Genomic DNA, 12519 nt, shown 5'->3' on the forward strand with positions numbered 1-12519 from the left:
AGATCGATAGTCTTCAAATAAAAATTAAAGATAACAATTTGTGTTTTCATCACAGCATAACTTATAAGAAAAAGTATCATCCGCATTACCGGATAATTTCCCTAAAAGAATTTGATAAATTCAGGGATAGATTGCGGACTACATAATTTTGCTCACTGATTTACACGGATTGAACGGATAAAAAAGGAAATAACTTGATAAATTAGATCTTTGTAATTTCGGTGAAGCTGATTAACTCAATTTTAGGAATTATCTTCGTGCTTCTTCGTGTTCTTGGTAGCAGAAAAAAGATTTCTCAACAATCCCAAAAATAAATTTATTGACTGTTTTTCCCCTGAAAATTAAAAAACGAACCAAATTAGAGGGAGGTCAAGATGAGAGGAAGACTATTTGTTTTCGGGCTTTTATTCATTATTATTATTACTTCATGTTCAAAAGGTGGAGTAAATGTTTCCAAACTGGAGAAAAAGGATGAGTTGTTTTATTTGAGAGGAAAATCCAAACCTTTTACAGGTAAGGCATTTATGCTCGATCATAATAATGTCAAAACCTATGAAGTTGAGATCAAAAACGGAAAATATGACGGATTGCGAACCGGTTGGTATAAAGCTGAGAGCAAACAATTTGAAGAGCATTACCAGGCTGGAATTCTGAACGGATTAAAGACGAGCTGGTATAAAAACGGACAGAAAAAATATGAAATAAATTATAAAGACGGGGAAATGGATGGTTTAACAACGAACTGGTTCAATGACGGCATCAAGGAATCTGAAATAAATTATAAAAACGGACTCTATAATGGTTTAGTAACTTACTGGTTTCCTAATGGCAAGAAAAAATCGGAAACATATTATAAAGATGGGATCAAGGATAGTCTGGTAACGGTTTGGTATGAAAATGGTCAGATCAAGTATGAAGCAAATTATAAAGATAACAAGTTGAATGGTTTAAAGACCGAGTGGTTTGAAAATGGTCAGAAAAAATCGGAAGCAAATTTTAAGGATGATTACTTGGATGGAATGAAAACTATCTGGTATGAAAATGGTAAAGTTAAGTATAAAGGGAAATATAAAGATGGTCGGATCATTAAAACGATTGTGAGCAGTAAATGATTGAAACTTAAAAAAGTTACAAAATTTTTTAAAAATTTGTGAAGTTTTGAAATTGGAAAAATGGATGGAAAGAATTTATTCATTTTTAACGCAGGAGCATTGGAACGAGTAAAATGAAACTTGCCAAATTTTAAAATTTGGCAAGTTTTTGAAAAAGTTTTAAAAAATTGTATGAAAAAAATGTTAAAGAAAATTGGTGATTTCTACAAAAAAATAGCAAGCGATAGGCATACATCCCGGATCATAAAGTATGCTCTGATCATCTTTTTTGTGATCATTGCGGGAGCAGTTGGCATTCTACTTTTTGAATACGGCAATGAACAGGGAAATATCAAGAATCCATTTGATGCGATCTGGTGGGCGCTGGTAACGATCACGACTGTTGGTTATGGAGATATGGTTCCAATCACATTCTGGGGAAGGATCATCGGCATCATTTTTATCCTGATGGGATTTATCATATTTTCCATTTTTACGGCTTTTATTGCCAGCAGTTTCATCGATCAAAAGATCAAGGAAGGTAGAGGAATGAGTAATATCAAAGAAAAACAACATATTCTGATCTGCGGCTGGAACAGTAGTGTTCTGAAAATTCTCGATTTCCTGAAAAAAGTCGATCTCAGGGAAAAAAATCCGATCGTTCTTTTGAATGAACTCGACGAAGGAAGGATTTCCACGATCATTAACCATTATCCTCAACTCGAGATAAAATATATTTGTGGAGATTACACAAATCAGGATATTCTGATCAAAGCGAATGCCAAAGAAGCAAAACATATCATTCTTCTTTGTGATGAAAGTAAGGCAAACACTATTCCTTCCGATGAAAGAACGATCATTGCTTCCCATAATATAAATTTCCTTAAAATAAAAGGAAAGGTCAGTTTACAGCTTAAAGATCAGAAATATGCTCAAAATATCAGGAACAGAGATATCCAGAATGTAGTTATTTTCGATGAACTCGGAGGTACGATGCTGGCAACTTCGACCTTAAATCCTGTTATTCCTGAATTTATTCAGGAAGCTCTCAATTTCAAAGATGGCAAAGGTTTTTCTCAAGTGAATATCCCCCGCGAATTCGTCAGCAAAACTTTCCTGGAATTGTTCTCTTATTTCAAAGAAAAGAAAGAAATGATCCTGCTGGGAATAGTTTCCGTGCAAGCAGAATTCTCTATCGATAATATTCTTTCAGATGACACAACGGAGATCGATCAATTCATCAAAAAACAGTTTGAACTTTCCAAAAAGAAATTGAAACTCGAAGAGACAAAAAGTCTGATTAAAATCAAACCGGAAAATTCTTATGTGATCCAGGAAACAGATCAAGCGATCGTTATTTGAGGTGATTATGGATCTGCAATTTCTAAAAAAAGTACCGTTATTTAAAAACCTGACCAAAGAAGAATTGAAAATCCTTGAAAACTATCTCAAACAAAGAAGATTTAAACAGGGAGATTGCATCATCAAGGAAAATGAAGTCAGTCAAAACCTTTTCATCTTACATGAAGGAAAAGTAAAAATTACCAAAAAAATGACGATGATCGACAGGGAAGAAGAAGAAAAGGACAAGACTTTTATCGTGCTCGATTCCAAGAATTATAGTTTTTTTGGTGAAATCGGTTTTTTGGGAAAAGTTCAGAAAAGGACAGCAACTGCAATAGCAAAGACTGATTGCGAATTTTATACGATCGACAGAAATGATTTTCTGAAAATTTGTGAAAAAAATCCTGCTATTGGATATAAGGTTTTGATGGAAATTGCCTGCAATCTTTCCATTTACCTTGAAAAAGCCGATTCCGATATTTTGAAATTGACGACTGCTTTGATCTTTGCTTTGAGTTAATTGCTCGCGGATTTTGACGGATTTGATAGATCAGATTAGCCACGAAAATGAACAAAATTATTTAAACTTGCCAAATTTTTTAAAATTTGGCAAGTTTAAACAAAGTGGAGGGAAAAATGAAAAACCTATTTTTATTCATTTTGGTTTTATTCGTAACTAACTTGTTATTTGCCGATCTAACAGACGGATTGATCGGATATTATCCATTTAATGGAAATGCAAATGATGAAAGCGGAAATGGAAATGATTTAACAGTTCACGGAGCTACTTTAACCTATGACCGGCTTGGAAATGAAAATGCTTCTTTTAATTTTGATGGGATCAATGATTATTTAGAAAGGTTTTATGATCCTGATTTTACTCCCGGAAATGATAATTGGACTGTTTCAGCTTGGGTAAAAGCAGATAGTTCCGGTCGAATAGTTTCCTGGTATAGATGTGGTGCAGATCCGGGTTGCAATAGTACGGATTCTGCTCTTTACGGACTGTCTATTAATAATGGAAATAACGCAGCTTGGAGTGTACGAGACGACATAGCCAATGATATCACCCTACAAAGTGAAATACAAATAAACAAATGGTATTTGATTACTGGAATTTTTGAGAATGACAATGATATTATCACTTTATACATTGATGGCTCGCTAAACACAACAGATTATTCCATTATGACTTCATTAACTGACGGAGGTACCAATATTCCTTTTGAAATCGGAAGAGTCTATAGAACCGGTTGGGGAGAACCGGGTGAGTATTTTTTTGGAAAGATTGATGATATCAGAGTTTATAATCGTGCTTTGTCTGATGATGAGATTCAGGAAATATATCATCAAGGAAATTGGATGAACTCTCCTGAAAATATGACTATTTTTATTTATAATAATCTTGTTGAACTTAACTGGGATTCGGTTATTGGTGCAACTTCCTATAATGTTTACAGTTCTGAAGATCCTTATGGGACATTCACTCTTGAACCAACAGGAACTGGAATCATGGAAACGGATTGGAGCGAAGATATTTCAGAAAATGTGAAGTATTATCAAGTTAAGGCTATCAATTAGTCTGAAGCTTGCCAAATTTTAAAAAATTTGGCAAGTTTATAGAAAGGAGATTATCTTGAAAAAAATATCATTGATGATGCTTATCATTTTTCTTTTAACAGGTTGTGCTTCTCATGTAAAATTCATTCAAACAGATGAATCGTATGTTCCGCAGGAAAAACCGAAAGATGCTCAAATTATCTTTAAACATGAAGAGCTAAATCAACCTCACAAAGTTATTGGAGTGATTGCTGCGGAATTAGGAAAACAGGCTCGTAGACCGGAATTAGATGCTTTGATCAAGAAAAAAGCATTGGAGATCGGTGCTGATGGTGTGATGCTTGTTAAATATGATGTCGATCGGGAAGTTTATCTGGAAACACACCATAAGATTGTTGGTCATGGATCCTGGAAAACTCATGTTATAGGAACTCATCCTCATGTTGCAGTTAGAAAGACCGCAACTGCAATCGCTTTTAAATTAAAGAGATAGGAAGCACAAAATAAATAAAATTACTATTAAAACACTAATTTCAATTTTGGTAATCGTTCCTCTTGGATTTCTCTCGAATATTTATCAAGGTCCTTTTTCAGACTGGCTCAATGATAGTTTTGGGGGATTACTTTACGAGATTTTCTGGTGTCTGATAATTTTCCTATTTTTTCCCAAAACCAAACCCTTTAAAATCGCTTTGATCGTTTTTATCTCAACTTGCTGTTTAGAATTTCTCCAGTTATGGCATCCTTCTTTTCTGGAAGTTATCAGGAAGGATTATATCGGCAGAATAATTTTGGGAAATTCCTTCAATATAACAGATTTTCCTTATTATTTATTTGGCTCATTAAGTGGCTGGTTCTGGATTTTGAAACTCAAAGAATAAAGTGTTTTTTTTTGTTATTCCGAGATTCTTCGTAAGAAAAGCAGGGATCCCGAAAGCCTTCGGGAAAATGACAATGAAAGGTAGATTATGAAACCACAAATTTTTGCATTAATAACCGCAATTGCCTGGGGAGTTGGCGGATATTTCGAGAAAAAAGGATTACATCAAGGTTATCTCTCTCCGCAGATGGGTATTACGATCAGGACTTTTATCGCTCTGATAATTCTCGGATTTGCCAGTTTTCCGCAGTGGAAAAATCTTCTGAAAACAGAGACAAAAGCACTTTTATATATCATTGTTGGCGGAGGAATAATTGCCGGAGCAATTGGCATGTTATGTTTTTATAAAGCGATAAAAGGTGCTCCTCTGGGAAAAGTTATGCCGATCGCTTTTACTTCTCCTCTTTTTGGAGTAATTATGGGAATTTTATACGGAAGTGAGACTATAACTCCTAAAACTCTGATTGGAGCATTACTTTCTGTTTCCGGAATCATTATTTTAACGGTGTAGTTCAGAACTTGTTCTGAATCCTTTTAAAATAGAAATTGAACGGATTTTTTGAAAGCAGAAAAAGTTTGCTCTACAAAAAAATAGCACTCCTCAATTAAGACTGCTAAAAAATCTTTGACAAGAAAACAATCGAATTTATTTTATCTCCAAAAAAAAGAAAGGCTCTCGAATGATACGGATTTGTGTTGAAAATGGATGGATAATCGGATTTAATTTTATCCGGTGAATCCTGTTATCCTGTCAAATTCAACTTGTGCAAATTCGTGTTAATTCGTGGCTAAAAATCCTCCTTTGCTAAAGCTTCGGAGGATAAAGGAGAAAAAAAATGACAGATAAAAAAACCGGAAAACTATCCATTCATACAGAGAATATTTTCCCGATCATCAAAAAATGGCTTTATTCCGAGCATGATATTTTCCTGCGGGAATTAATCTCAAATGCGATCGATGCGATGAACAAAAGGAAAGCAATCGATCCGGAAGTGAAGTCAGAAGATTTGAAGATCGAAATCAAAACCAATAAAAAGAAGAAAACACTGGAAGTCATCGATTATGGGATCGGAATGAATGCTACGGAGATCAAAAAATACATCAACCAGATCGCTTTTTCAGGAGCGGAAGATTTCATCGAAAAGTATAAAGATAAACAATCTTCGATTATCGGGCATTTCGGATTGGGATTTTATTCCTCCTTTATGGTCGCCAAGAAGGTTACGATCGATTCTTTATCTTTTAAGAAAGGTTCACATCCTGCTTTCTGGGAATGCGAAGGAGAAACCGAATATAAAGCCGAAGATGGTAAAAGAAAGGATATCGGAACAACGGTAACCGTTCATTTAAATAAGGATAATGAGGAATATCTCGAAGAACATAAAATTAAGGAATTGATCGAAAAATACAGTAATTTCATGCCTTTCCCGATCTTCCTGAACAAGGAAAAAGAAGCGATCAACCAGAAAGAAGCGTTGTGGTTGAAAAAACCAAAAGATGTTACGGATGAGGAATATAAGGAATTTTATAAGAAATTATTTCACGATTGGGATGATCCTCTTTTCTGGATCCATTTGAATGTCGATTTTCCGTTCAACCTGAAAGGAATTCTCTATTTTCCAAAAATAAAAAACCAGTTGGAAATGAATCAGGGAAAAGTAAAATTGTTCTGCAATAATGTTTTCGTTGCCGATGATCTGAAACAGATCGTACCTGAATTTCTTCTGCTTTTAAAAGGCGGGATCGATATTCCGGATATTCCTTTAAATGTTTCTCGAAGTTTCCTGCAGCACGATCAGCAGGTTCAGAAAATTTCCCAATATATCATCAGAAAAATCGCTGACAGTTTAAAGGATATTTTCAAAGAAGACCGTAAGAAATACGAAGGATTCTGGGATGATATTCATTATTTTATCAAATACGGAATTCTTTCCGATGAGAAATTTTCTGAAGCAATGAAAGATCATATCATCTTCAAAACTACGCAGGATGATTTTATCACGATTAAAGAATATCGTGAACGAAACAAATCCAAAGATAAACCTCAAAAAATATTTTATGCCCAAAGCGAAGACACGCAGGTTACTTATCTGAATTTAATGAAAGAGCAGGGAATCGAGGTTATTTATTCACATCCGATCATTGACAGCCATCTTTTCCAACATCTGGAAATGAAAGACAGGGATGTAACTTTTGTACGCATCGATTCGGAAATAAACGACAATCTCATCGATAAAGAAAAAAAGGAAATAGTTGATGCTTCCAATAGAACAAATTCGGATAAACTCAAAGAAATTTTTGATAAAACTCTTAATGAAAAAATCGAAGCAAGTTTTAATAAGGATGATTATGCCAAATTCATTAAAAAACATCCGGATGCAATTAATACTCTGGCTCCTTATATCCGCACTAAAGATGATTTTACTTACATCAAACCTTATGATATTCCTTTTAATATTCGTGAAAAATTAGGAAAAGATGTTTTCTCTGAAATTCTGGGGAAAGTGTATTTATCAGTAACTACAGAAATGAAATTCCTGAAAACAAAATCCATTCCGGCAATGGTCGTGTTCAACGAATTTATGCGCCGCTTCCAGGAGATGAATTATCTTTCTCAGCCAAAAGAAAGTGATATGCTGAAGAATCATACAGTGATCGTTAATCCTGAAAATGAAACCATTAAGAAAGTTTTGAGATTTTATGAAGAAGGAAAAATCGAGGAAGCAAAACTGCTGATCAATTATGTTCACGAACTTGCTCTTCTGGAACAGAAGCAATTTACAGGTAAAGAATTGAAATTGTTTATCGAGAATTCGAATAAGGTCCTGGAAATGATCTAAAAAAATTGCTCACGGATTAAACGGATCGAACGGATAAGAATAATAATTAAGATTGTTTAGAATACAAAACGGCTCGCAAAGATGTGAGCCGTTTTTATTTATAAATCTTATTTAAAATATCTTGCCAGAAATCGATTGATTTTTGATTTTTGCTTTTGAATTTTTTCGGAGGAGAGATGGATTGCCCTGTATGCAAAGAACCAATGATAGTTTTTGAATTAGAAGGTGTGGAAATCGATTACTGCTGCTCCTGCAAAGGTATCTGGCTGGATTCGGGGGAATTGGATCTTTTATTGGAAAATTCGATGGATAAAGGAAAATTGTTATCCAGTTTTGAAATCGACATAAAGTCAAAAGAAAAAAAAAGAAAATGTCCAATTTGCCTGAAAAAAATGAAAAAAGTCAATGTTGGAACTTCAAAGAAAATACTGATCGATAAGTGTAAGAACGATCATGGATTATGGTTTGATGGTGGCGAACTTGCAGAAATAATAAAGATGGGAAATCTTGATAGAGAAAACAGGATCATTACGCTTTTAGAAGGAATATTTCCAAATAAATAAAAAAGGAGTCTAAAATGGCAGGATTAATAATATTGTTGGTGATCATTGCAATTATTATTTTGTCCTTTATCGGGATGTATAATGCTCTGATCAGATTGAGAAACAGGGTGAAAAATGCCTGGTCGCAAATCGATGTGCAATTGAAAAGACGACACGATCTTATTCCAAATTTAGTGGAAACAGCAAAAGGATATATGAAGCATGAGAGAGAAACTTTGGAAAATATCACCCAAGCGAGAAGTCAGGCAATGGGAGCGGGAAGTGTCGGAGAAAAAGCAAAAGCAGAAAAAGCCTTAAGTGGAGCAATGAGCAATTTTTTCCTGGTCGTTGAAAATTATCCTGATCTTAAGGCAAATCAGAATTTTCTGGCTATTCAGGAAGAATTAACATCAACAGAGAATAAAATTGCCTTTTCCCGCCAGAGCTATAATGACCAGGTTCTATTTTTCAATAATAAGATCCAGATGTTTCCTTCCAATATAATTGCCGGTATGTTCAATTTTAAGATCGAAGAGTTCTTTGAATTGGAAACTGAAGCAGAAAAAGCAGTACCTAAAGTAGATTTTTCATAAAAAGAAAACGACTCTTTTGAGAAATGAGTTGGTAATTGAACAAATGTCCATCATGGAATATTCAAATTACAAAAATAAATATCAAATAAATAACAATGATTAAAACTACAAATTCAAAACGACTCGAAGCTCCGGTTGATTTGTTATTTCGATATTTTTTTAATTAGAATTTATTTGTTTTTTGGATTTTGTTATTTGTGATTTTAATATATCTACCCATTTAAAACTAAAAGGAAACAAATAAATTTATGTGGGAATTAATTGCAGCGAACAAAAGGAAATCGATCATCCTCTTTGTAGCAATGGGTTTTTGTCTTTTTTTACTTGGATATTTTATCGGTTCCTATTTTTCTGCTGATAGCGGCTGGTTGATCGGTATTTCGATTGCTTTCCTGGTTTGGATAATAATGTCTTTGGTCAGCTATTATTCAGGAGACTCGATCCTTCTTTCGATCAGTCATGCTCAAAAAGTTAATCCCCAGATTCATCCGCAATTGTATAATGTGGTGGAGGAAATGAAAATTGCAGCAAATCTTCCTGTGATTCCAAAGATATATATCATTCCGGAATCTGCTCCCAATGCCTTTGCTGTCGGCAGGAATCCCGAAAAAAGTGCAATTGCCGTTACTGCCGGTTTACTTTCCGAATTGAATCGCGACGAACTTCAGGGCGTTATTGCTCACGAAATGTCTCATATCATGAACAGAGATATTCTTTTTATGACCTTTTCCGGTGTTATGCTGGGAAGTATTGTCTTTCTATCGCATATTTTTTTACGAAGTTTATGGTTTTCAGGGGGAGGACGAAGATTTCGATCTAAAAGTTCAGGTAAAGCCGGAGGACAATTACAGTTGATAATGATGGCAGCATCCATACTTTTTGCAATTTTGGCTCCGCTTTTAGCACAGATCCTGTATTTTGCGATTTCCCGTAAAAGAGAATATCTCGCTGATGCTTCTGCAGTTCGATTAACGAGATATCCGGAAGGTTTAGCATCTGCTCTGGAAAAAATTTCTTATTCCGAATTTGATCTTAAATCAGCAAATAAAGCAACAGCAGCTCTTTATATAATCAATCCGCTTAAAAAAAAAGGATTATCATTTTCTAATCTTTCCAGCACACATCCACCGATAGATAAAAGGATCGAGATTTTAAGAAAAATTTCCGGTAGTGTCGATTATATAAACTATCAAAGAGCATTTGCCCATGTTGACGGGAAAAAAGGTCATTCATCCGTAATAATACCAACTTCCGGTATGAGAGATATTCAGGATTTCGAGATCAGAAAACCAATTCCTGAAAAACAGGTAACAACACAGAGCCGAGTGCGTGAGGTTGGAGATTTGATCCGGGCAATAAACAAATATGCTTTTATTCCATGTGCTTGCGGACTTAAAATAAAGACTCCTCCAAATTATAAAAAACCAACCATAAAATGTCCGAAGTGCGGAACAGTTCATATCATTCCGGTAGCTGAATTATCTGCGATATCGAAAGCATTTCCTTCATCGAAAGAAAAGACAAAGAATGAAGTCGATCCTGAAACTTTTGTTTATAAAAGAAAAACAAAAGGTTGGGAATCCTTTGTTTGTCCTTGTGGGAGCGTAAAACAAATTTCTCCCTTATTTTCGAAATCATATTTCTATTGTAATGAGTGTGAACGGAAAATCGAAATTGTAAATCCTGAATAACAAAATATATCATATTCAAGTAAAGTCCGGATATCGTTTTTTACAAGTTATTTGACAAAAAATGCAGTAAAATGAGTTTGGATACATAAAAGACAAAGAAAAAAAGTTTGAATTTTTATTCTTTCTAAAAAAGAGGTAGTTATGTTTTATGAAAATTTATTAGATCAAATGCTGAAAGAAGAAAAAAATCCCGTTAACAGCATGTATTTGAATGAGCTCAAGATCAAATGGAATAATTTCTACAAAATTGTTAATGAAGAACCTGGGAATAACGAAGTGATGGTCAAGGCCTTGAATTCTTTCATCAAAACGACATCCAACCGCAAATACCAGTTCCGGGTGGTAACGAATAAAGGATTTAAAAGAGATTCTCATATTTATTTTGCTGATTATTTGAATGATATGATATCGGTGATTATGAAGAGAAAGAAAATCATGAAAAATAAAGGAATTTCCTGGGGATATCAACCTTTCAGTTATAAATTTAAATTCAATCCGGTAAATTTGTTTGATCTGGCTGAAAAACCAAATTATAATGTTGCGGATTCGGTGAATATCTTACAATTAGTTCAGAAAATGGATTTCCAATACAGAATTTCCGGGAAAAGGAATTTTGAAAAATTCAAGATATCAATTCCGCTCATCCAGTTCTATATCTATAAAAACCTGGTGGAAGAGAATTTGGTTAATGCTGAATACTATTCCTATCTGGCGAAAAAAACTTATGGGATTTCAAAATCGATCATTGTATGCGAAACCATCGATCCTGATTTTCAATTGAATCTGGCAAGTTCTACCGTTGATGTTGTCTATGTTCTAAGAAAACAATGTGCCGATTCAGAGGTCGAGGATATTTCGTTAGATACGGTAAATGCTTTGGAAGAGAAGATAGATCAATATTTGCAGGAAGAAAAAACTACTCTTTCGGAAATGATCGAGAGGGGAATTATCGAGTAAATTGGACTCGACTTCAAAGCAGCTTGTCAGGTCGTAGTAATAAGAAGATTGAAGTGTGGAGTTGAGAACAATTTCATTAAATAATTGAATATTTGGGACACAAAGAGTTCTGCATAACTGGGTAAAATTTCAGAAACCATTAAAATGGTTGAAATTTTATATGTGGTTTATTTATTCAACACAACTGATCTGTCAAAAGGCGGAGTAAAAGTTGTGGATTAAATAGCTTTTTCATATATCATTAGCCCACAGTTTTAACTCTGGAAATGAATAAAAACCAGTCTAAGTTAACCGCTTCAGCGGTTTCCATTTCCATTTTGCAGAATCCTTTTTCGAACATATAAAATGGAGGAAAAAATGGACAATGATTATATTTCCAAATCTATGACCATAAAATTAGAAAATTGTTTACCGGAATATCCGAAATTTGAAGAAGGGATCAGACGAGCTCCCAAACGAGAAATGAACCTTAATAAAAACGAAATCGCTCTCGCTCTGAAAAATGCTCTTCGATACATTCCACAGGAATTACACAAGAAACTCGCTCCTGAATTTCTCGATGAACTTCTAAATCACGGGCATATTTACGGTTATCGGTTCCGTCCTGAAGGAAGAATTTATGGAAAACCAGTGAACGAATACATGGGAAAATGTCTGGAAGGAAAAGCTTTCCAGGTCATGATCGATAATAATCTCGATTTTGAAACAGCTTTGTATCCTTATGAATTAGTAACTTACGGAGAAACGGGAGCAGTTTGTCAGAATTGGATGCAGTATCGTTTGATCAAAAAATATTTAGAAAACCTGACCCATGAAAATACCCTCGTTTGTATGAGCGGTCATCCGCTCGGATTTTTCAAATCTTCACCAAATTCTCCACGCGTTATTAATACAAATGGCTTGATGATCGGTGAATTCGATAACCAGGAAGATTTCAATCGTGCCAATGCTCTCGGAGTTGCCAATTACGGACAGATGACTGCCGGCGGTTGGATGTATATCGGTCCGCAGGGAATTGTAC

At 34.6% G+C, this 12519-nt stretch carries 12 protein-coding genes and 1 pseudogene; all 13 read left to right on the forward strand.

Annotated features, from left to right (window positions below):
- The first annotated feature begins 374 nt into the window (after positions 1-374).
- Entirely contained in the window at positions 375-1112 is a 738-nt protein-coding gene (locus tag ENL20_05600) for a toxin-antitoxin system YwqK family antitoxin (protein HHE38031.1), read from the forward strand.
- 171 nt (positions 1113-1283) lie between these two features.
- A complete protein-coding gene (locus ENL20_05605) occupies positions 1284-2453 on the forward strand; it encodes a potassium channel protein (GenBank protein HHE38032.1) in 1170 nt (389 codons plus the stop codon).
- Positions 2454-2460: 7 nt separating this feature from the next.
- Positions 2461-2955 (forward strand): cyclic nucleotide-binding domain-containing protein, encoded by a 495-nt coding sequence (locus ENL20_05610; protein HHE38033.1) that lies wholly within the window; start codon positions 2461-2463, stop codon positions 2953-2955.
- 116 nt (positions 2956-3071) lie between these two features.
- Positions 3072-4016: a LamG domain-containing protein gene (locus tag ENL20_05615; GenBank protein ID HHE38034.1), complete on the forward strand. Its 945-nt coding sequence runs from the start codon at positions 3072-3074 to the stop codon at positions 4014-4016.
- Between the two features lie 55 nt (positions 4017-4071).
- A complete protein-coding gene (locus ENL20_05620) occupies positions 4072-4488 on the forward strand; it encodes a hypothetical protein (protein ID HHE38035.1) in 417 nt (138 codons plus the stop codon).
- A 19-nt stretch (positions 4489-4507) separates the two neighbouring features.
- Positions 4508-4876 (forward strand): DUF2809 domain-containing protein, encoded by a 369-nt coding sequence (locus ENL20_05625; GenBank protein ID HHE38036.1) that lies wholly within the window; start codon positions 4508-4510, stop codon positions 4874-4876.
- Positions 4877-4963: 87 nt separating this feature from the next.
- On the forward strand, positions 4964-5386 hold the full coding sequence (locus ENL20_05630) for a hypothetical protein (GenBank protein ID HHE38037.1): 423 nt from the start codon (positions 4964-4966) through the stop codon (positions 5384-5386).
- 325 nt (positions 5387-5711) lie between these two features.
- Complete coding sequence (gene htpG / locus ENL20_05635; protein HHE38038.1) at positions 5712-7715, forward strand: molecular chaperone HtpG; 2004 nt, start codon at positions 5712-5714, stop codon at positions 7713-7715.
- Positions 7716-7891: 176 nt separating this feature from the next.
- Positions 7892-8014 (forward strand): annotated as a pseudogene (locus tag ENL20_05640) (hypothetical protein).
- Positions 8015-8292: 278 nt separating this feature from the next.
- Positions 8293-8850: a LemA family protein gene (locus ENL20_05645; GenBank protein HHE38039.1), complete on the forward strand. Its 558-nt coding sequence runs from the start codon at positions 8293-8295 to the stop codon at positions 8848-8850.
- A 248-nt stretch (positions 8851-9098) separates the two neighbouring features.
- Entirely contained in the window at positions 9099-10541 is a 1443-nt protein-coding gene (locus ENL20_05650; GenBank protein ID HHE38040.1) for a peptidase M28, read from the forward strand.
- A gap of 141 nt (positions 10542-10682) precedes the next feature.
- Positions 10683-11498 carry a hypothetical protein gene (locus ENL20_05655; protein ID HHE38041.1) on the forward strand — a complete coding sequence of 272 codons (816 nt, stop codon included), beginning with the start codon at positions 10683-10685 and terminating at the stop codon, positions 11496-11498.
- Between the two features lie 357 nt (positions 11499-11855).
- Positions 11856-12519 (forward strand): urocanate hydratase (locus tag ENL20_05660; GenBank protein HHE38042.1); only part of this gene is annotated, 664 nt, incomplete at its 3' end.

This window comes from Candidatus Cloacimonadota bacterium (genome assembly GCA_011372345.1).
Taxonomy (GTDB): Bacteria; Cloacimonadota; Cloacimonadia; order Cloacimonadales; family TCS61; genus DRTC01.